General features: G+C 63.9%; 20 protein-coding genes and 1 riboswitch. Of the genes, 15 read left to right on the top strand and 5 right to left on the bottom strand.

Annotated features, from left to right (window positions below):
- Positions 1–138 precede the first annotated feature (138 nt).
- Entirely contained in the window at positions 139–1,161 is a 1,023-nt protein-coding gene (locus DB032_RS14765) for a magnesium transporter (RefSeq protein ID WP_107800150.1), read from the bottom strand.
- Positions 1,162–1,243: 82 nt separating this feature from the next.
- Positions 1,244–1,417, bottom strand: a riboswitch (M-box (ykoK) riboswitch).
- 551 nt (positions 1,418–1,968) lie between these two features.
- Complete coding sequence (locus DB032_RS14770) at positions 1,969–3,555, bottom strand: PAS domain-containing methyl-accepting chemotaxis protein (protein ID WP_158274315.1); 1,587 nt, start codon at positions 3,553–3,555, stop codon at positions 1,969–1,971.
- 311 nt (positions 3,556–3,866) lie between these two features.
- Between DB032_RS14770 and DB032_RS14775 the strand changes: the two genes are divergently transcribed.
- Positions 3,867–5,072 (top strand): EAL domain-containing protein, encoded by a 1,206-nt coding sequence (locus DB032_RS14775; protein ID WP_107800152.1) that lies wholly within the window; start codon positions 3,867–3,869, stop codon positions 5,070–5,072.
- A 41-nt stretch (positions 5,073–5,113) separates the two neighbouring features.
- Here DB032_RS14775 and DB032_RS14780 read toward each other — a convergent pair whose 3' ends face one another.
- Together DB032_RS14780 and DB032_RS14785 are read right to left on the bottom strand one after the other, a co-directional pair.
- Positions 5,114–6,313 (bottom strand): NnrS family protein, encoded by a 1,200-nt coding sequence (locus DB032_RS14780; RefSeq protein ID WP_107800153.1) that lies wholly within the window; start codon positions 6,311–6,313, stop codon positions 5,114–5,116.
- Between the two features lie 98 nt (positions 6,314–6,411).
- On the bottom strand, positions 6,412–7,740 hold the full coding sequence (locus DB032_RS14785) for a PAS domain-containing methyl-accepting chemotaxis protein (RefSeq protein WP_107801910.1): 1,329 nt from the start codon (positions 7,738–7,740) through the stop codon (positions 6,412–6,414).
- A 273-nt stretch (positions 7,741–8,013) separates the two neighbouring features.
- Here DB032_RS14785 and DB032_RS14790 point away from each other — a divergent pair, with 273 nt between their 5' ends.
- A complete protein-coding gene (locus tag DB032_RS14790) occupies positions 8,014–8,718 on the top strand; it encodes a glutathione S-transferase N-terminal domain-containing protein (protein ID WP_107800154.1) in 705 nt (234 codons plus the stop codon).
- A 211-nt stretch (positions 8,719–8,929) separates the two neighbouring features.
- Here DB032_RS14790 and flgA read toward each other — a convergent pair whose 3' ends face one another.
- On the bottom strand, positions 8,930–9,646 hold the full coding sequence (flgA, locus tag DB032_RS14795) for a flagellar basal body P-ring formation chaperone FlgA (RefSeq protein ID WP_107800155.1): 717 nt from the start codon (positions 9,644–9,646) through the stop codon (positions 8,930–8,932).
- Between the two features lie 135 nt (positions 9,647–9,781).
- On the opposite strand from flgA, the gene flgB reads away from it, so the two are divergent.
- The 13 genes from flgB to DB032_RS14860 all read left to right on the top strand — a co-directional run bounded on the left by flgB (position 9,782) and on the right by DB032_RS14860 (position 20,753).
- Positions 9,782–10,141, top strand: coding sequence for a flagellar basal body rod protein FlgB (gene flgB, locus DB032_RS14800; protein WP_039755772.1), 360 nt, complete (start codon positions 9,782–9,784; stop codon positions 10,139–10,141).
- A 3-nt stretch (positions 10,142–10,144) separates the two neighbouring features.
- The gene (flgC, locus tag DB032_RS14805) at positions 10,145–10,570 is read left to right on the top strand and encodes a flagellar basal body rod protein FlgC (protein ID WP_107800156.1); all 426 of its coding nucleotides are present in this window, start codon (positions 10,145–10,147) and stop codon (positions 10,568–10,570) included.
- Positions 10,567–11,250 (top strand): flagellar hook capping FlgD N-terminal domain-containing protein, encoded by a 684-nt coding sequence (locus DB032_RS14810; protein ID WP_107800157.1) that lies wholly within the window; start codon positions 10,567–10,569, stop codon positions 11,248–11,250. Before flgC ends, DB032_RS14810 begins: the two co-directional genes overlap by 4 nt.
- A 38-nt stretch (positions 11,251–11,288) precedes the next feature.
- Positions 11,289–12,467 carry a flagellar hook protein FlgE gene (locus DB032_RS14815; protein ID WP_107800158.1) on the top strand — a complete coding sequence of 393 codons (1,179 nt, stop codon included), beginning with the start codon at positions 11,289–11,291 and terminating at the stop codon, positions 12,465–12,467.
- Between the two features lie 16 nt (positions 12,468–12,483).
- Positions 12,484–13,215 (top strand): flagellar basal body rod protein FlgF, encoded by a 732-nt coding sequence (locus DB032_RS14820; protein WP_107800159.1) that lies wholly within the window; start codon positions 12,484–12,486, stop codon positions 13,213–13,215.
- A gap of 64 nt (positions 13,216–13,279) precedes the next feature.
- Complete coding sequence (gene flgG, locus DB032_RS14825; RefSeq protein WP_082159140.1) at positions 13,280–14,068, top strand: flagellar basal-body rod protein FlgG; 789 nt, start codon at positions 13,280–13,282, stop codon at positions 14,066–14,068.
- On the top strand, positions 14,065–14,715 hold the full coding sequence (gene flgH, locus DB032_RS14830) for a flagellar basal body L-ring protein FlgH (protein ID WP_048415603.1): 651 nt from the start codon (positions 14,065–14,067) through the stop codon (positions 14,713–14,715). The genes flgG and flgH overlap by 4 nt, the downstream gene beginning before the upstream one ends.
- A 119-nt stretch (positions 14,716–14,834) precedes the next feature.
- The gene (locus DB032_RS14835; protein ID WP_107800160.1) at positions 14,835–15,935 is read left to right on the top strand and encodes a flagellar basal body P-ring protein FlgI; all 1,101 of its coding nucleotides are present in this window, start codon (positions 14,835–14,837) and stop codon (positions 15,933–15,935) included.
- Positions 15,935–16,381 carry a flagellar biosynthesis protein FlgJ gene (locus DB032_RS14840; protein ID WP_107800161.1) on the top strand — a complete coding sequence of 149 codons (447 nt, stop codon included), beginning with the start codon at positions 15,935–15,937 and terminating at the stop codon, positions 16,379–16,381. Before DB032_RS14835 ends, DB032_RS14840 begins: the two co-directional genes overlap by 1 nt.
- An 8-nt stretch (positions 16,382–16,389) precedes the next feature.
- Complete coding sequence (gene flgK, locus DB032_RS14845; protein WP_107800162.1) at positions 16,390–17,757, top strand: flagellar hook-associated protein FlgK; 1,368 nt, start codon at positions 16,390–16,392, stop codon at positions 17,755–17,757.
- 10 nt (positions 17,758–17,767) lie between these two features.
- Entirely contained in the window at positions 17,768–18,676 is a 909-nt protein-coding gene (flgL, locus tag DB032_RS14850; RefSeq protein ID WP_107732399.1) for a flagellar hook-associated protein FlgL, read from the top strand.
- Between the two features lie 11 nt (positions 18,677–18,687).
- Complete coding sequence (locus DB032_RS14855; RefSeq protein ID WP_146176691.1) at positions 18,688–19,725, top strand: hypothetical protein; 1,038 nt, start codon at positions 18,688–18,690, stop codon at positions 19,723–19,725.
- Between the two features lie 122 nt (positions 19,726–19,847).
- A complete protein-coding gene (locus tag DB032_RS14860; protein ID WP_107800164.1) occupies positions 19,848–20,753 on the top strand; it encodes an ion channel in 906 nt (301 codons plus the stop codon).
- The last annotated feature ends 164 nt before the right edge of the window (positions 20,754–20,917 follow it).

Consider the following 20,917-nt stretch of genomic DNA (forward strand, 5'->3'; position numbering starts at 1 on the left):
CTCGATTTTGATGGGGCTTGGCGCGCCCTGCCTTGCGATCAAGCCGGAGGCAGGGACAGGCGTAGGCTGTCCCCGGACTTGAGTCGTTTGCGCGATGCTGTTCGGTCTCGCGGAGGTCCGCGAGACCTTGAGCGGGCTTTAGGCCAGGTCGGAAATCACCAGCATGGCGATATTGAAGTAAATCACCAGACCGGTGCCGTCGATGAAGGTGGCGATGAAAGGCGCCGACACCACGGCCGGGTCGATGCGCATTTTCTTCAGCAGCATCGGGATGATGGAGGACACGATGGCGCTCCAGATGGTGATGGCGATCAGGGTCAGACACACCACCAAGGCCACTTCGTCGCCCACGCCCAGCATCCAGGCCCGTATCCAGGCCACCACGCCGATGGCCAGCGCAATCATGAAGGAAGTGGTCACCTCTTTGCGCAGCACCGTGCCGACATTGCGCAGGCTGACTTCGCCCATCGCCATCGCGCGCACCAGGGTGGAGGTGATCTGGGTGCCGCTGTTGCCGCCGGTGCCGATCAGCAGCGGGATGAAGAAGGCCAAGGCGATGGCGGCTTCCAACTGCTCTTCGAACACTTGCAGGATGGTGCTGGTGTAGGCTTCTGCGAAGAACAGCAGCAGCAGCCAGGGCAGGCGCTTTTTCCACAAGCTCCACGGGGAGCTTTCCAGGTAGGAGGTCTCCAGCGGCAGGCTGGCGCCCTGGCGTTGCGCGTCGTCGGTGCCTTCGTCGCGGATCAACGCGGCGATTTCCTTTTCGTACAGAGCGCCCAGCAGCTTGCCGCCGCTGACCACGGGCGCGAGGTCCACGCCCTTGTCTATCAGCTCCGGCACGATATCGCGGCGCTGTTGGTTAGGCTCGACGACAAAAGCGGTGGGGCCCATCAGTGCGGAAACCGGCAGCGTCAGGTCGGTTTCGGTCAGCAGGCGCTTGACCGAGAGTTGACCGTGCAGGAAGCGGCTGCCGTCGATGACGAAAATCTGGGCGGGAATGTCTTCGTCGCGCAGCTGTTTGAGCATGTGCTCGCGCGCTTCGCTGACTTTCATGTCGCGGCTGAGGGTGATCAGCGAGTCGCTCATGTAGGAGGCGACGGTTTCTTTCAGATTGACTTCGTTTGCCTGAGCGGTAGGCAGGGTGATGCTTGCAAAAGACATTTTGAGGTATTCCCCGTTAGCTGTTTTATAACCACAAACAGTTGTCACAATGGGGGCGTAAACCAGAAGAGAGAGTGCAGAAAAGCTATCTCCGCGTCTAAGTTTTGGCACTATGCAACGTATCCCGACTGCATGCGGGAAGTCACTTTGGGCTATACCTTAATCCGATAAAGCCTGTCCTAACCTTGGGCGTCTCTCGACGTCGTCAGATCAGTGACCTGTGTTTGCATAGGAGCCTCGCCGAACGAGACACTGCATCTGAGAGCCTATTCAATTGTCCGCGTTTGTAAGGCGGGACGCGGTGACTGGGTGTTCAGAATGCTCGCGCGCCGTAGGCGCATTCGCATCTTCAACTCTCCTCGCCTTGTCTCGCTTTGCTCGACGGACTGTGAACGGACTCTGAGAACCGCTTGATTCCTTGCCCGGGAGCCGCGTGCGGCTTGGGCGAGATCATGTTCACGGCTCTGAATGGAAGGCCGGGCGCGTGGCCGGGCGATTCCGGCGCCGGACTCGACGCCGCTCTAGCGGCGGTGCGTCGCGTTGGGCGCGATGTTATTGGACGGCGACCTCCTTAAGCTTGGCTTGCGATTAGGGTTTCGGGAGCGCGGGCGGGCGGCATGCGCCGCCTGCCTGCGCCGTCTTCGTCGCGACCGGTGTCATGGTGCAGTGCAGTAGAGCCGCGACGAATAACGGTTATGAAAGAATGGTTATCAAGTAGTTCCGTAATTTTTCACAGTTTGTGTAATAAAACTCGTTTGCATGAATATTTTTCGCAAACATGCCATACGGCCGCAGGATGGATGCCGCTCACATATGTTTTTCGAATTGGCTGACCAGGCGGCGCAGATCGCTGGCGGTGGTGTGCAGCTTCTGCGCCACTTGCAGGGTGGCGGCGATGCTGTGGCTGTTCTGTTCGGTCAGCGTGCTCATGGTTTCCATGCTCTGGGCCACTTCGGTGGAGGCGGACGATTGCTGCTGCAGCATATTGGCCACGCTGGAGGAGGACTCCGCCACTTTCTCGTTGGCGTTGCGGATTGCCTCCAGGCCCTCGGCCGCCGCTTGTATGGTTTCCTCGGCGGTATGGACCTTGTTCACCGCGGCCTTCACTTCCTCCAGCGCTTCTTGCGAGCGTTCGCGCAGGAAGGACACCGATTGTTCTATCTCCAGCGTGTTGCCGGCGGTGCGTTCCGCCAGCTTGCGCACTTCGTCCGCCACCACGGCGAAGCCGCGGCCCTGTTCGCCGGCGCGCGCGGCTTCTATCGCCGCGTTCAGCGCCAATAGATTGGTCTGGTTGGCGATGTCCTTGATCACGCCGGTGACGGTGTTGATCGATTCCACCGATTGCTCCAGCTTGATGATGATGTCGCGGGTGCAGGACACCTCGCTGACCACGGCCTGGGCCGCCTGGCGGGTGTCGCTCATCTGAGCCTCGCCCTGGCTGGCCAGTTCGGTGGCCTGGTCGGCGAACTCGGCCCCGGTGCGGGTGGATTGCGAAATCTCGTTCACCGACACCGACAGCTGCTGCAAGGCGGCCGCCACCCGGGTGATGCCTTCCAGCGTGGATTCGCCGCGGGCGTTCAGCGATTCGGCTTCGGCGTGGGTGGCGGTGGCGGCTTCGCTGACGTCCTCTGCGCCGGCGACCACGTCGGCCAGGATGGCGCGCAGGTGGATGCGCAGGGTTTCCATCTCTTCCAGCACCGCGCGCGGCTCGCGCGGGCCGGAGGGGGGAATCTGGGCGCTGAAATCGCCTTCGGCCAGCCGCATCAGCGCGCGCCGCGCCGCGTCTATCGGCCGCGCCAGCCAACGCCCGGCCAGATAGGAGGCCGCCAAGGCCCAGACCGCCGCCAGCGTCAGCAGCGTCAGGCGCAAGGCGCCGTCCGCGGCGGCGCCGGCCAGGATCAGCGCCGCGGCGGGCAATTGCGCGCACAGTAACAGCGAGGCCGTCGTCGGCGGGGCGGCGTGGCGGGTTTCTGGAAACGCCTGACTCCGTTCGCGGACGCGGGCGTAAAGCTGCTCGGCGTCGGCGGTCTGCTGTTTGGACGGGGCGCTGCGCACCGACATATAACCCACCGGCTGGCCGCCCTCGCAGATGGGCGTGACATAGGCCTCCACCCAATAGAAATGTCCTTGCTTGGTGCGGTTCTTGACCAGGCCCTTCCAGGGGCGGCCGGTCTTGATGGTGCTCCAGAGGTCGTCGAAGGCGGCCTGAGGCATGTCCGGATGGCGGACGATATTGTGCGGCTGCCCGATCAATTCTTCTTCGCTGAAACCGCTGATATCGATGAAGGCGCGGTTGGCGTAAGTGATCTGGCCTTTCAGGTTGGTCTTGGTGACGATGGGGCGGTGGGGCAGCAAAAACACCTCGGTGCCATCCACGGGAAGATTGCTTCTCATTGCCGGGCCTCCTGCTTGACGTTGCCGGTATACGACGCGGGCGCCGGACGCGCTCATTCAATTTGGGTCAATCCGGGCTGTGGCCGTCGTTTTTCGCGCTATTTTCTTGATTGGAATGGGATTTCATCTTGGCGGTCTCCAATGGTGATATAGAACAAAAACGCGGTCTCATGCGGCAAAGTTTGATGCGATTTTGATAAGAGCGGAAAAAACCATATCTGGAAATTCACCGGCAAATTCAGCATCTTCCTATTCCTTACACTTGGGCCGGCTAAGGAAAATAGCGCTCTGAAAGGGACAGAGAACATGCCATGGAACCGATAACCGCCAAACCCGGCCCGGCGCCGATGCGGGTTTTGATCGTGGACGATCACGATTTGCAGCGTTGCGCGCTGAGCCAGGCTTTGCGCCAAGTGGGCATCGACCGCATCGACGAGGCGCGCGACGGCGCCGACGCGCTCGAGCGTTTGCAGCGACATCGCTACGACTTGATGATCAGCGACCTCAATATGCCGGGGATGGACGGCATCCTGCTGTTGCGGCATCTGTCCGGCCTGCCGGCGGTGCCGCCCATCGTGTTCAACAGCTCGCTGTCCAAGGACATGCTGATGGGCGCTTACCGCGTGGCCGCGTTTCACAATCTGCCTGTGATAGGCAGCCTGAACACGCCCTTGTCCATGGAACAGCTATGCAAGCTATGGGAAACGGTGGCGCGCAGGCCGGCATGGGACGGCGCGTCTTCGGATTTCGACCGTCAGGAGCTGGAGCGGGCATTGCGGTGCGGCGAAATCCTGCCCTGGTATCAGCCGCAGGCCGATTCCGCCCGGCTGAGGGTGGCGGGGGTGGAGGCGCTGGCGCGCTGGCGTCACCCGGAGCGGGGTGTGCTGGAGCCCTCGGCGTTCTTGCCCGGTCTGGAGCATTACGGCCTGGACGAAGACTTGTTCTTCGTCATTTTCCGCGCGGCGGTGGAGGACTATCGCCGTTGGAGCGGACAAGTGGCGCTGTCCGGCCTGAGGGTCTCGATCAATCTCACCGCCAGCCAGTTCTGCAACCCGGATTTGCCGTCCAGCCTGGCCGAGGCGGCGGAGGAACTGGGCATGGCGCCGGCCCTGTTGACGCTGGAACTGACCGAAACCCAGCGGCTGAAAAACATCTATCAGGCGCTGGAAAACGTGATACGGCTGCGCATGGCCGGTTTCCGCGTGTCCTTGGACGATGTGGGCTGCGGCTACAGCGGCCTGGAGTATCTGCGCGAACTGCCGGTGAGCGCGATCAAGATAGACCGTTCACTGGTGGCCGGGGCCGCTGACGACAGCGTGGCGCGGGAGATTCTGGAATCCACCATCCGGCTGGCCAAGGACCGCAATATCCAGGTGGTGGCCGAAGGCATAGGCGAAGAGGCGGATTTGCAATTGATGCTGCGGCTGGGCGTGGACTATGTGCAGGGCTATCTGCTGGGCTGGCCGATGCCGGCCGAGGAAGTGCCCGATTATCTGCGCCGGCGCGGGCAAGCTTGAGCGCAGGGCTCAAGGCCGGCCCGCGGACCGTGAACAGGTTCTCAGCCCGGCTTGCCGTCCGCGCGCCGCCGCCAGTAGCTGGGCATGAAGGCGCGGCCCCAGGCCGCCAGCGTCAATAGCCAACCCAGGGCCGCCGCGCCGTACAACCAGCCGGACCAGACGCCGGGCAGCATTTCGGTGGCCACCCGGGTCAGCGCCAGCCAGTGCGCGGCCAGGTAGAGCCGCCACAAGCCGGGGCTGGCCTGCAGCGGCTGGCCGGAGTGGCCCAGCGTCACCCGCGACACGAAGGCGATCATCATGGTCAGGAAAAAGCCGACGGTGACCGCGTGCAGCGCCGCCAGCGCCAGGCGAGGCGAAGCCAGCCAGCCATTGAGCGCGTATAGCCCGAAGCCGACCGGCAGCCAGGCGAAAGCCAGGTGCAGCATGCCCAGCAGCCGGACCCGCAACGCAGCGACCAGCCGCCAGCGCCAGCTGACGTAAGCCAGCAGCGCGGCCATCGCCGCGTCCAGCGGCCAAGCGGGCAGGCCGAAGCCGTCCAGCAGGCCATGACCCAAGGAGCCGGCCAGCAGCGCGGCCAGCAGCCAGCCCGGCCGCCAGGGCTGGTACTCCGGCAGCGCGTTGGCGGAGAAGAAGGGCAGCATGCGATGGCAGACGGTCAGAAACACCGGCAGCAGAAAGCCCCACAAGGCCAGATTGCGCATCCACAGCCAGGCCTGGCCGTCTTGGAAGATCAGCCAGTAAGCGCCGGCCAGCAGCGCCAGCGCGCCGCAGAACAGCGCGGCCAGCACCGCGCAGGCGTGGCGGCGGTCCGCTTGCGGGCTGGCCAGCAGCAGGCAGGCGAAAGTCAGTGTGAGGCCGCTGAAGCCCAGGGTGTACAGCGCGTGGCCGATCAGCGTCCAGGAGATGCCCAGCCACAGCCCGGCCAGCCACAGCAGCAGCCCGCCCACCATCAGCGCCGGCACGCCGACGAAGATAAGACGGCCGGGCGGCTCCACGCCCAGCCAGCGCGGGCCGGCGGTGAACAGAAAGCCGGTCATGAACAGCGGGAAGAAGCCGAACAGCATCAGGAAGCCGTGGGCCAGCGAGGAGGGCACCGCCAGCGCGACGTGGACGCCGAGCAGGCGGCTGGCCAACTCGGCGCTCCAGGCGGCCAGCAGCAGGATGGCGAACAGCATGCCGGGCAGAAAGGCGGCGCGATGCGGCGCCTGGGCCAGCATCGCCGCGGGGTGGGGGTGTTTCATCGCGGGCTCGGGATAAGGTGTGGGCGCCTCAGTATCGCCGCGTCCTGGCGGACGCGGACATGATTTGGATCAAGGCTTTCCGAGCCTGCCTTCCAGGCTCAGGCGCGCTGCTGCAGCAGCTCCGACACGTCGCGCACCACTTGCACCACCTCCTTGGCGCCGGCGCGGATCTCGGCGATGGAGTCGCGCGCCTGTTCGGACAGCTGCAAGCTGGTGTCGGCCAGGCCGCGCACCTGTTGCATGGAGGTGATGGCGGATTTGGAGTCTTCCTGGATGCTGCGCACGATGCCGGAGATCTCGCCGGTGGATTGACTGGTGCGCTCGGCCAGCTTGCGCACCTCGTCCGCCACCACGGCGAAGCCGCGGCCCATCTCGCCGGCGCGCGCCGCCTCGATCGCTGCGTTCAAGGCCAGGAGATTGGTCTGGTCCGCAATCTCGCTGATGGTGCTGATGATGGTGCCGATCTGACCGGAGCTGTCGCCCAGCTTGGTGATGATGATGGAGGAGCTTTCCACGCTGGACGCCACCTTGGTGATTTCGCTGGCGGCTTGTTCCAGCACCGCGCTGCCCTTGACCGACAGTTGCTCGGTATTGACCGAGACTTCCACCGCGGACTGGGCGTTCTCCGCCTGGGCCTGCAGTTGCTGCACCCGGCGGCTGATGTCCTGGGCGAACTTGACCACCCGCACCGGCTTGCCGTTGAGGTCGTAGACCGGGTTGTACGTGGCTTCCAGCCAGATGATCTGCCCGTTTTTGCTCAGGCGCTTGAACTGGCCCTGGAAAAACTTGCCCTGGCGCAGCTGGCGCCAGAACTCCGCGTAGTCCGGGCTGGCGGCGTAGTCGGCGTCGCAGAGCATGCGGTGATGCTTGCCGCGGATTTCGGCCAAGGTATAGCCGAAGGTGTTGAGGAAATTTTCGTTGGCGTCCTGGATATTGCCGTCCAGATCAAACTCGATCTGGGCCATGGAGCGGCTGATCGCCAGGCGGATGGCCTGGTCGTTCTGTTCCTGATGCACTTGGTCGGAGATGTCGGACGCCACTTTGACCACGCCGCACACCTGACCGTCGCTGGACAGCACCGGGGTGTAGCTGGCCTCCAGCCAGATTTCCTCGCCGTTCTTGGCGTAGCGGCTGAAGCGGCCGTTGACCGGCTCGCCGCGTTTCAGCTTTTGCCAGAACTCGGCGTAGGCGGCGCTGGAAACATGGTTTTTATCGCAGAGGATGCGGTGATGCTTGCCAATGACTTCTTCGCGCCGGTAGCCCATGGTGCGCAGGAAGTTTTCATTGACGTTGGTGACGATGCCGTCGGGAGTGAATTGTATCATCGCCATGGAACGGTCGATGGCGGACAGCATGCCGCGCAGGCCGTCCAGTTGGCCGGTCAGCTCGTTGAGCTGCTCCTTGAGTTTTCCGGAAAAAAAGGGCATGGCTGCCTCCATTGTAATTGCCATCCAGGAGTGCCATTGGAGCACGCCAACCTCATTTCAAACTAATACATTCCACATGATTTAGAAGGGAAATTTATTTTTGAATGAATTGCTTATTGGTGGGCGGCGTTGACCATAGGCACGGATTAACAGTGTATCCAGCTATTGCGTCAATAACATCTCGCCATTGACGAGCTGCTGATTTAAGACAAATGCAAAAGCCGGGCTTATCATGGGCGCGCAACCCACCCGTCCAAACTCAATGGAGCGCGTATGAGCGATTTATCCGCCTTTCCCATCACCCGCAAATGGCCTGCGAAATATCCGGAACGCATTCAGCTGTATTCGCTGACCACGCCCAACGGGGTCAAGGCGTCCATCATGCTGGAAGAAACCGGCCTGCCGTACGAAGCGCACCTGGTCAGCTTCGACAGCAACGATCAGCTATCGCCGGAATTCCTGTCGCTGAACCCCAATAACAAGATTCCGGCCATTCTCGATCCGGCCGGCCCGGGCGGCAAGCCGCTGGCCTTGTTCGAATCCGGCGCCATCCTGCTGTATCTGGCGGAGAAGAGCGGCCAATTGCTGCCCGCCGATCCCGCCGCGCGCTACGAGGCCATACAGTGGCTGATGTTCCAGATGGGCGGCATCGGCCCGATGTTCGGTCAGGTGGGTTTCTTCCATAAATTCGCCGGCAAGGACTACGAGGACAAACGTCCGCGCGATCGTTATGTGAACGAATCGCGCCGCCTGCTGGCGGTGCTGGAGCAAAGACTGATTGGCCGCCAATGGGTGATGGGGGAGGAGTACGGCATCGCCGACATCGCCATCTTCCCCTGGGTGCGCAATCTGATCGGTTTTTACGAGGCCGGCGAGCTGGTGTCGATTGCGGACTTCCCGCAGGTGACGCGCGCCTTGGACGCCTTCTTGGCGCGGCCAGCGGTGCAGCGCGGGCTGACGATTCCGGCGAGATCGTAAACCGCTTGTTCCTGGCGGCCTTGCCCGCGCAAGCAAAAGCCCCCAAACGGGGGCTTTTCATTTGCTTAGAGCCTGTTCAAAGTCTCGCGAGCTAGGGCGAGACAAGGCGAAAACCGCTGAGAAAGCGGAATGTACAAGGGGTACATGAGCATTTCGAAGCTGCACTCACCGTGTCACATTTCACGACGCGCAGCAGACCTTGAACAGGTTCTTAGTCCACCGGATTGACCTCGCCCGGCAGGCTGGCGCGGGCGCGTATCACCTTGCCGGTGGCGCTGTTGCGCACGCGGATGATTTCGCCTTGGCGGCCGTTGCCCAACGCCTCGCCGGCGGCGACAACTTCGATGCCGCTATTGCGCGCGACGATGCGCACTTCCTCGCCGCGCTTGACCAGCAGGCTGGCCTCCAGCGCCTTGAGCCGCAGTGGCTGGCCCTGGCGCAGCGCGGTGCGGTTGCTCAGGCCTTCCAGCTTGGTCTTGGCGCCCACCATGTCGGCCGGGTCCAGCACCGGGCGTTCCTGCCATTCGATGTCGCCGGCGTCCAGCAGGCTGCGCGCCGGAATGTCGCGCGCCGCCACCGCCACGCGGGCGCTGATTTCGGCGCGGACGATGAATTCAGCGTCCCAGCCGGCGGCGTCGCAGCGGGCTTGCAGCCGCATGCGGCTGGGGGAGCGCTCGTCCAGCGCGGCGACGCGCACCGGCTCCGGGCAGGGCGGGGCGTTGAAGCCGCGCGGCGGCAAGGCCTTGAGGTTGACGCGGGCCGCCGCCAGACCGGCTTTTTCCAGTTTTTGCAGCAGCAGAGAACGCGCGGTCTGTTCCACCGCGGCGGCGGCCGGATAGGGGGCCGCCAGCGCCGGAACGCAGGGCAGAATGAGCAGCGCAGCCAATAGCGGCGCGGTTTGATGCCGAGAGGATGTGAAAATTCCCATTACAGATGACTTGGTAATTATCCCGTATACGTGAGGGGGTGCGGTTATTAGTATCGCTTTTCAATCGACCGGCCATTTAATGTGAATTAGATAGCCGATGTTTAAATATGGTAGAGAACCGCATGGGTCTAGGCAATGGGTTTGCACCTTGATAAAGCATTGAGCGTCCACCCGGCTGCCTTGCAGTTGAGGGCGGAGCGCACCCGTATTCTGGCGTCCAACATCGCCAACGAGAACACGCCCGGTTATCAGGCGCGGGACATCGATTTCAAAACGGCTTTGGCCGCTTCGGCGGACGACGCCGCGTTTCCGCTGGATTCGCCGTCCGGCGAATTGCAATACCGGCTGCCCAACCATCCGGCGCGCGACGGCAACACCGTGGAGCTGGGCGTGGAGCAGGCCGAGTTCGCGCAGAACGTTTCCGAATTCCAGACCAGCCTCGCCTTCCTGAACATGAAGTTCCGCGGGCTGGCCAAAGTGATAGCAGGTCAGTAAGCCATGTCCTTCCGCGATATTTCCCGCATTGCCGGCTCCGCCATGACGGCGCAGACGGTGCGTCTCAACACTGTGGCCAGCAATCTGGCCAACGCCGACACCGCCGCCGGCAGCGAACAGGCGGCCTACCGCTCCCGCAAGCCGGTGTTCGCCACCCAGTACCGGGGCGGCGACGGCTTCGACGGCTGGCGCGGCGCCAGCGTGGGCGTGCTGGACGTGGTGCAGAACCAGGAGCCGGTGCGCAAGGCGCACGAGCCGGGCAATCCGCTGGCCGACGCCGAGGGCAATGTTTTCTATTCCAATGTGAACGCGGTGGAGGAGATGACCGACATGCTGTCGGCCTCGCGCGCGTTCCAGACCAATGTGGAAGTGCTGGCCCGGGTCAAGGGCATGCAGCAGGACCTGCTGAAACTGGGAGACAACGCATGAGCGTGAACGCCGCGCAAAACGGGCAGCAGAGCCCGTCCGCCGCCTCCAACGGCGCCAATCCTGCAGTGGCGCCGGCCGCCGGACAAAACCCGGGCATGGACGATATGTTCATGAAGCTGTTGCTGGCTCAGATCCAGAACCAGAACCCGCTGGACCCCACCGACGCCTCGCAGTTCGTCAGCCAGCTGGCGCAGATGAGCCAGATGAAGAGCTCCGCCGACATGCTCAAGCAGTTGCAGGGCAACGCTTTGATGCTGCGCGAACTGCAGGGCGTGTCGCTGGGTTCGCAAGTGGGACGCCAAGTGCTGGTGCAGGCCGACCAGGCGCATCTGAGCGGCAAGGACCCCTTGTCCGGCCGCGTGACCCTGTCCGGCGAAGAGCAGCAGGTGTCCCTGGTGCTGACCGACTCCGGCGGCCAGCAAACCGTGATCGATCTGGGCAAGCGCCCGGCCGGCGAGTTCGATTTCAACGTGGACCCTAGCAAGCACGGCCTGGTGGAAGGCGATTACAAGCTGGAAGTGCGCACCGCGTCCAAATCCAAGGCCGGGCTGGAAATGCAGGCCACCGTATCCGGCGTGCGCCTGCCCATCAACGGCGGCGAGCCTACGCTGACGCTGGCCGGCCTGGGCGAATTCCCCGCTTCCGCCATTACCCGCCTGCTGGGCAAGACCCAGGCCTGAAGCGCCGATTCAAGACACCTACGAACTTTGGAGCGACCATGAGTTTCGACATTGCTTTGTCCGGCATTAACGCCGTCAACAACCAACTGGGCAATATCAGTAACAACATCGCCAACACCGGCACTTACGGCTTCAAGTCCAGCCGCACCAGTTTTTCCGCCGCCTACGCCGGCGCGCAGCCGATGGGGGTGGAAGTGGTCGGCCACAGTCAGAACATGGCGCGCAACGGCAATACCGTGCGCACCGGTCGTCCGCTGGACGCCGCCATCGACGGCCGCGGTTTCTTCGTCAGCCGCGATCTGAACGGCGGCATGGCCTATTCGCGCGTCGGCATCTTCAACGCGGACAAGGACGGCTACCTGGTGGACGGCTTCAACCGCCGCGTGCAAGGCTACGGCAAGGCGGACGGCAATGCGCTGGGCGCCTTCGGCGACATCAAGATCCCCAACGGCAACATCCCGGCCAAGGCCAGCGACAAGCTGCAATACGTCGGCAATATGTCGGCGGGCTGGAGCGTGCAGACCGTGCCGTTCGACAAGGCGCAGAACACCTTCAACAGCTCGGCGGTGTCCACGGTTTACGATTCCCTGGGCAATAAGCTCAACCTGACCCAGTACTTCTGCAAGACCGGTCCCAGCGCCGTCACCGTGCACTACACGCTGGACGGCGTCGACCTGCCCACCACCGCCACCCTGAATTTCGACACCGACGGCAAGCTGACCAGCCCCACCGCGCCGGTGGCGCTGAACCTGGGCACCCCCGCCGGCGCGTCCCCGCTGGCGGTGAAGCTGGACTACACCGGCACCACTCAGTTCGCCGGCGAAAGCAGCCAGACCCTGAACGCCAGCAACGGTTACCCGTCCGGCTCGATGACCGGCACCAGCCTGAACGACAACGGCGACGTGGTGGCGGCCTACAGCAACGGCCAGAAGCAAGTGGTGGGGACCTTGGCCATCGCCAACTTCCCCAATGAATCCGCGCTGCAAGCCACTTCGCAGACCAGCTGGGTGGAAACCGCCGGCTCCGGCACCGCGGTCTACTCGCGTCCGGGCGCCGGCCTGTCCGGCAATCTGCTGGCCTTCACCCTGGAACAGTCCAATGTGGACATGACCTCCGAACTGGTGGACCTGATGACCGCGCAGCGCAATTACCAGGCTAACACCAAGGTGATTTCCACCGAGAACCAGACCATCCAGGCGCTGATGCAGGCGGTCTAAGGCGGGGCAAGGATAAATGGACGCACTGATCTACACCGCGATGAGCGGCGCCGACCGCATGCTCAAGGCGCAGCAGATTCACGCCAACAACATCGCCAACGCCGAAACCGGCGGCTTTCGCGCCGACATCGGCGTCAGCACCAGCCAGACCGTGCCCGGCTACGGCTACGACGCGCGCCACCTGAGCCAGAACGGCGCCAACGCGGTGGACGTGCGCAGCGGCGCGGTGGTGGAAACCGGCCGCGACCTGGACGTGGCGGTGAAGGGCGAGGGCTTTTTCGCGGTGCAGGGGCCGGACGGCAACGAGGCCTATACCCGGGCCGGCGCGATGGTGGCGGACGTGGACGGCAAGTTGAGCGTCAACGGCCATCCGGTGCTGGGCGACGGCGGCCAGATCACCTTGCCGCCGGACTACGTCAAGCTGCACGTCGGCAGCGACGGCGTGATCTCGGTGCTGGCCGCCGGCGAAAGCGAAATGCAGCCGATAGACAAGCTCAAGCTGGTCAAACCGCTGCCGCAGGACATCGCCAAGGATCCCAACGGCCTGGTGATCAGCCGTCAGGGCGGCGTGCTGGCCGCCGACGACACCGTCAAGGTGCAGGGCGAGCACCTGGAGCGCAGCAATGTGTCGGCGGTGGAGGAAATGGTGGCCACCATGACGCTGAACCGCAACTTTGAAATGCAGATGCGCTTGTTCAACTCCGCCAGCGACATGGTGGAGGCGGGCAACCGCCTGGTGCGCGCCTGATCCGGCCTTCCAATAACAGCGCCGCGGCCAAGGCCGACGGCGCAAACCATCGGGGAATCGAAACATGAATCCAGCAATGTGGGTGAGCAAGACCGGCATCCAGGCGCAGGACGCGCGCCTGACCGCCATCGCCAACAACCTCGCCAACGTCAACACCGTCGGCTTCAAGCGCGACCGCATGGTGTTCGAAGACCTGTTCTACCAAGTGGACCGCCAGCCGGGCGGCAAGACCGACCAGGACAACACCGCGCCGCTGGGCGTGCAGCTGGGCAACGGCACCCGCTTGGTGGGCACCCAGAAAGTGTTCACCTCGGGCACGCTGACCACCACCAATCAGTCCTTGGATCTGGCCATCGTCGGCCAGGGCTTTTTGCAAGTGAAAATGAGCAACGGCGAAACCGGCTACACCCGCGCCGGCCAGCTGCAGCGCAACGACCAGGGCGCCATCGTCACCCCGCAGGGCCTGCCGCTGGAGCCGTCCATCACCATTCCGGCCGACGCCTCTTCGGTGACCATCAGCGAAACCGGCACCGTCAGCTACACCCGCGGCAGCGGCAGCACGCTGGAAACCGCCGGTCAGATCGAACTGGCCAGCTTCGTCAACCCGGCCGGCCTGCTGGCGCTGGGCGACAATCTGTTCCAGAAAACCGCCGCCAGCGGCGATGCCACCACCGACGCGCCGGGCTCCGGCTCCCTGGGCAAGCTCAAGCAGGGCGCGCTGGAGGGCTCCAACGTCCAGGTGGTGGAGGAAATGGTGGACATGATCGCCGCGCAGCGCACCTATGAGATGAACACCAAGGTGCTGAGCGCCGCCGACAATATGATGCAGTACCTGGCGCAGTCGGCCCGATGAAGCTGCTGGCCCTGAGCGCGCTGGCGCTGCTGCTGGCCGGCTGCGCGCAGCCGATTCCGCCGCAGACCACGCAGGAATTCGCCTTGCCGGAATTGCTGCAGCAGCCGCAGCGCGGCAAGGGCGGCGGCGTGTTCACCGTCGCCGGCGCGCAATCGCTGACTTCGGACAGCCGCGCCTTCCGCCCCGGCGATGTGCTGACCGTGGTGCTGGAAGAAACCACTCAGGCCAGCAAGAAGGCCGGCACCAGCTTCGGCAAGAAATCCGGCGCCAACATCGCGCCGTCCTTGTTGGGCAATACCACCTTCCGTGCGCAAGTGGGCGTGGACGCGGGCCGGGACTTCAACGGCTCCTCCACCTCCACCCAGCAGAACATGCTGTCCGGCGCGCTGACCGTGGTGGTGCACAAGGTGCTGGGCAACGGCCTGCTGGAAGTGAAGGGCGAAAAACAGCTGGTGCTGAACCAGGGCGAGGAATTCCTGCGCCTGGCCGGCTATGTGCGGGTGGAAGACATCGACACCGACAACCGCGTGTCCTCGCTGCGCATCGCCAACGCCCGCATCGGCTACTCCGGCCGCGGGGCCTTGTCGGACGCCAACGAACCCGGCTGGCTGATGAAGTTCTTCGCCAGCCCGCTGATGCCGTTCTGAGCGGCGGAGCGGCGGGGAGTCCGGGCGGGACAACAGGCGGGCGCTGACGGGCGTCCGCCGTTCGCGTATGCGGCCCTTGGGGCGGGCAGACGCAATCACAGAATCATTCAGGGCGGATCATGCACGGTTTTATCAAGCAAATAACGGGATGGACGCTGCTGCTGGCGGCGGCGCTGGCGACGGCGCAGCCCTTGCGCAATCTGGTGACGGTGGAGGGCATCCGCGAAAACCAGTTGATCGGCTACGGCATCGTGGTGGGCCTGGACGGCACCGGCGACAACTCCCAGGTTAAATTCTCCGGCCAGTCGGTGGCCAATATGCTCAAGCAGTTCGGCCTGAAAATGCCGGAACGCACCGACACCAAGGTCAAGAACGTGGCGGCGGTGATGGTCAGCGCCAGCTTGCCGCCGGGTTACGGCCGCGGCCAGACCATAGACGTCACGGTGTCCTCGCTGGGCGACGCCAAGAGCCTGCGCGGCGGCACCTTGTTGCTGACCCAGCTGAAGGCGGCCAACGGCGAAATCTACGCCTTGGCCCAGGGCAATGTGGTGGTGGGCGGCGTGTCCGCCCAGGGCAAGAGCGGTTCCAGCGTCACCGTCAACACGCCCACCTCCGGCCGCGTGCCCAACGGCGCGTCCATCGAACGCGAAATTCCCAGCGATTTCGAAGAGGGCGACAGCGTGCGTCTCAGCCTGCGCCGGCCCAATTTCGAAACCGCCACCAATATCGTCAAGGCCATCAACGCCAGCTTCGGCCGCGTGGCCAGCACCCGCAACGCCACCACCATCCAGGTGCGCGCGCCGCTGGACCCCACCGAGCGCGTCGCCTTCGTCGCGCGGCTGGAGCGGGTCAATGTCGGCGTGGGCAGCGAAGTGCCGCGCGTGGTGTTCAACTCGCGCACCGGCACCGTGGTGATCAGCCAGGGCGTCACCGTGCGCCCGGCGGCGGTGTCCCACGGCAGCCTGCGCGTGGTGATCTCGGAAAACCCCAGCGTCAGCCAGCCCGGGCCGTTCAGCAACGGCCAGACCACCACGGTGCCCAATTCCACCGTCAACGTGGACCAGGGTTCCGGCCGCATGTTCCAGTGGCCGGCCGGCGCCAGCCTGCGCGCCATCATCGACACCGTGAACAGCACCGGCGCCACGCCGGACGACATCATGGCGATATTGCAGGCGCTGGATCAGGCCGGCGCGATCGACGGCGAACTGGTGGTGATCTGATGGAAAGCAAACAGATACAAGCCGCGCTGGCGATGCCGGCCGACGCCAAGGACGAGCCGGCGGTGCAGCCGGCCTCGCCGGAATACCGCCGCAAGGCCGGCGCCGCGGCGGAGCAGTTCGAAGCCCAGTTCGTCCGCGAGATGTTCAAGCAGATCCGCAAGACCACGCGCGAAATCGCCGGCGAGGACAGCATCTTCGCCAACTCCATCAACGGCGACATGATGGATTTCGCCGACGGTGCGGTGGCGGACCAACTGGCCAAGCAGCGGGTGTTCGGCGTGGCCAACGCCATCCTGCGCCAGCTGCTGCCGGAAGAGGGTGGCAATATTCACCTTAAGAACGGCGGGGCGCCGGTCGCAAGCGATAAACAGAACCCCGGCTCGCTGCCGGACGCGCAGGGTCTGGCCGCTTTCGCGCCGCCGCTGCTGCCGCTGAATAAAAGGTAAGAACCGCCATGCGCATGATAGACAACGCGCTGACCGGCGCCGTCGCCTCCCAGGCCGCGCTGAACGCCGTCAGCCAGAACATCGCCAACCAGATGACCCCCGGCTACTCGCGCCAGGGCGTGGTGCTGACCGCGCTGATGCCCGGCAGCGGCGACCCGTACAGCTCCGGTTCCGGCGTGGTGGTCAACGCGGTGCGCCGCTTCAACGACGACTTCAAAAACCTGCAGCTGTGGCAGGCGGCGTCCAGCCAGGGCGAACTGGTGGCGCAGAATCCCTACTTCGGCCAGTTGGAGCAAGTGATGGGCCGCGACGGCAGCAGCCTGTCCGCCGGTTTCGATCAGTTCTTCCAGGCGCTCAGCGCCGCCAGCCTGTCCGGCGACGCGATGCGCGATCCGGTGATCCGCAGCGCCGAAGCGCTGGCGCAGCGCTTCAACAACCTGGACAAGGTGTTCGGCTCCCAACTGAGCGCCATCGCCGAGCAGCGCTCCGCCACCGTCACCCAGATCAACAGCTCGGTGTCCAATATCGCCGACCTCAACGCCAAGATCTCGGCCGGCAAGGCCATCGGCACCAATACCTCCGGCCTGGAAGACGAGCGCGACCGTCAGATCGATTCGCTGTCCGCCCTGGTGGAAGTGCGCGTGGTGTCGCAGCCGGACGGCAGCAAGAACGTCAGCCTCAAGACCGGCCTGCCGCTGGTGGCGGACACCCAGGCGGCCACGCTGAGCAATACCAGCCAGCCGGACGGCAGCCAGGTGCTGACGCTGAACTTCTCCAAGGACAAATACACCCTGGCCGGCGACGGTCTGGGCGGCCAGCTGGGCGGGCTCAATCAATACGAAATCCAGACCGTGCGCCCGATGCGCGCGCAGGTGAAAACCCTGGCCAGCGAAATGGCGAAGCGCGTCAACGATCAATTGGCGCTGGGCTACGACAGCAACGGCCAGCCGGGCAAGCCGCTGTTCGTCTACGACGCCTCCGGCGTCAACGGCATCCTGAAAACCAGCGGCATCACCTCCGCCGAGCTGGGCTTCTCCGGCGATCCGGCCAAGCCTGGCGACAATAGCAATCTGCTGGCGGTGATCGGCCTGCAGCAGCAGAAAATCACCATGCCCGGCGTCGGCGCCGTCACCATAGGCGACGCCTACTCGCAAATGGTGGGCAAGCTGGCGGTCAGCAGCAAGCAGAACAAATCCGGCTTGGAAAGCGCCAAGGTGATTCGCGCCGAAGCGGAAAAGAGCTGGCACAACACAAGCGGCGTCAATCGCGACGAAGAAGCGATGGACCTGCTGGAGTTCCAGAAAATGTACCAGGCCAATATGAAGGTGATCAGCGTGGCGAACCAGCTGTTCGAAAGCACCTTGTCCATCTTGTAAGGAAGACAGCATGCGCGTTTCCAGCAATCAATACCTGTCCACCATGCAATTGGCGATGCAGACCAGCAACTCCGCGCTGGCCGAGTTGCTGCAACGCATGTCCAGCGGCGACCGGCTGCTGGCGCCGTCGGACGACCCCATCGCCAGCGTGCGCCTGTTGCGCTTGCAGCGCGAAGAAGCCGCGCTGGACCAGTACCAGCAAAACATCGGCGCGCTCAGCTCCGCCTTGTCCAAGAACGAATCCATCCTGGACAGCATCAGCCTGGACATCCGCGACGCCAAGGACTTGCTGACCGCGGCCGCCAACAACCCGCCGGTGGACGATCTCAAGGCGATGGCGACGCCGCTGCGCAGCTTGCGCGAAAGCCTGTTCTACTCGGCCAACACCAAGGACGCCGAAGGCCGCTACATGTTCTCCGGCTCCAAGCCGGCGGTGGCCGCCCTCGCTTACGACGCCGCTCAGCCGGCGGGCAGCCGCTACAGCTTCACCGGCAATACCGACAAGCAGCAAGTGGTGGTGGGCGACGGCATTACCCAGGCTTCCAACGTCACCCTGGAAAACATGGCCGACATCCTCAATCAGCTGGACAAAACCATAGGCCGGCTGGAAGACCCGGCGCTGGACAATAAGGATCCGACCGTCGCCGCCGACATCCGCAGCGCGATGAACGCCAGCGACAAGGCGCTGGAAGGCATCTCCAGCAAGATCGCCCAACTGGGCGGCACGCAGAACATCATGAAAACGCTGGCCCTCAATCACGACAACGTCAGCCTTTCCAATAAGCAGACCATGACCAAATTGGGCAGCCTGGACTACGCCGACGCCTTCATTCAGATGAACGGCTACACCATGGCGCTGCAGGCCAGCCAAAAAGCGTACGGCCGCGTCAGTCAGCTGTCCCTGTTTGACGTGATTTGATCGAGCGCGGCATGAACACCCCGATTTCCTCCGTCAACGTCAAACAAAGCGGCAAGCGCTGGGGCAAGGACGCCGGCGCGGTCGCCGCCGCCAGCGTGATCGAGCGCGCGCCGGCGCCGCAGGCGCAGCCGGCCGCGCAAGTGCGCGGCGCGCCGGCCTCGGGCTGGCGCTACAGCGCCCAACTCAACGAGCAACTGACCTCGGCGCAGCAGGCGCTGTCCTTCGTCGACGGTTTGCGGGGTCAACTGGAAGGCGTCAAATCCGGACTCAGTCGCGAACTGACCCAACGCCAGTTGAATCAGGGCGATTTGCAGCGCCAGCTCGAGCAATTCAATGAGCAGTGGCGCAAGCGCCAGACCGCCAGCGGCGGCAGCCTGGACGGCCAGCTGCGCTTCCATCTGGCCGCCGACGCGCGCCAGGGCTTCACCGTCAAAGGCCTGGATCTGGCCGCCCTGTCCGGCGGCCAGGCGGAAACCCTGGTGTTCTCCACCGGGGAATCCGGCGCGGCGCCGGCGTCGGTGCAAGTGGGCGGAGCGTCCGAAGAAGAGGATCTCCTGCGCCGCTTTAATCGCGGTCTCGCCGCCAGCGGCGTGCGCGCGGAAATGAATGAAGACGGACAACTGGCGTTCAGCGTGCCGGAATCGCAATGGGGCGCGCTCAGCGAGCGCATGACCGTGCGCGGCGGCGGTATTCGTTTTCCCGGCGGCATTCCGCAGCGGCTCAAGCTGCAGCCGGAGGCCGAAGCGTTTCAGCCCGAGCGCTGGAAAGTGGGCGACCACGCCCAGGTGCGCCAGGCGCTGCAAAGCGTGGTGCGCTCCATCGGTCAGCTGCAGCAAACCCGCGCGGCGATCAATAGCGCGATCGCCGAGGCGCAGCACTCCATCGAACAGCTGTCGCATATGAACGAGCAAAGCTGGGCCAGCCAGTTCGTGTCCGATTTCAACGCGCGTCTGAATCAGCCGGACGGCTATCGCAACTTCTATGAGTTGGTGCCGGCCCTGATCGGCGTCAGCCGTTACCGGGTGGTGTCGCTGTTGTCGCTGGGCTAGAAACGGCTCCAGCGGCAACGGTGGAGGGTGACCAGGGCGTCGATGGCCTTCGGGTTTATTGGCGCCGGTTCTCGATCTTCACACAATCAGCCATTCCCACCTCAAGGACGGGCTGGCCATTCATGACTTCCCCCGGTAACAAGCCGGCTCGGCGCGTAGAAGTAGGGGGCCGCAGCATCTACCTTCACAGCGTTCCTCGCCACTCGCTGCAAGACCTCTACCATTTCTGCATGACCATCAGCTGGCCGCGCTTCTATCTATTCATCGCCGCCGCCTTCATCGCGCTGAATCTATTGTTCGCCGGGCTCTACCAGGCGCGGGCCGGCGGCATCGCCAATCAATATCCGCCGGGCTTCCTCGGCGCCTTCTTCTTCAGCGTGGAAACGCTGGCCACCGTCGGCTACGGCGATATGCATCCGCAAAGCCTGTACGCCCATTGGGTCTCGATGCTGGAAATCTTCATCGGCATGATGAGCATCGCGCTGATCACCGGCGTCACCTTCGCCCGCTTTTCGCGGCCCAGGGCGCGCATCGTGTTTACCCATAGTCCGGTGGTGCGCTTGCTGGACGGCAAGCCCGCGTTGATGCTGCGCGCGGCCAATGCCAGAAATAATGTGATCATCGACGCCAGCGCCCGCTTGCGGCTGCTGCAGCATGAGGTCAGCGCCGAGGGCGTGAGCTTCCGCAAACTTCACGATTTGGAACTGGTGCGCGACCAGCATCCTATGTTCGTGCTCGGCTGGACGCTGGTGCACAAGCTGGAGGAGGGCAGTCCCTTATATGGTCGCGACGCCGAATCGTTGGCGGCTGCGCGCGCGCAACTGATTCTGTCCATCAACGGCATCGATGAAACCACCATTCAGCCCATGGTGGCGCGTCACACCTTTTCGCACCAGGACATTCGCTGGAATCACGCTTTTGCCGACCTGATCTATACCGACGCGGAAGAAAACGACCATATCGACTATCGGCGATTGCAGGAAGTCAGCCCGTTGCCAAGGGATTCCGGCCGGCGCGAAGAGGGCTGAGCGCCAGTGCTCGTCAGCGCTTTCATTGCAATTCAATGACTTAATGCAATAGGGCGCTTTTTTGTGTCGAAAGGTGTTGACGGGTTTAGGGGGCTGACGTATAGTTCGCCTCCTCAGCAGACAACGCAGCGACGGAAACGAAGCGCAGCGACTGCACCGATCTT

Origin of the sequence: Chromobacterium sp. Panama, assembly GCF_003052555.1 — a bacterium.
In the GTDB taxonomy this organism is placed as follows: domain Bacteria; phylum Pseudomonadota; class Gammaproteobacteria; order Burkholderiales; family Chromobacteriaceae; genus Chromobacterium.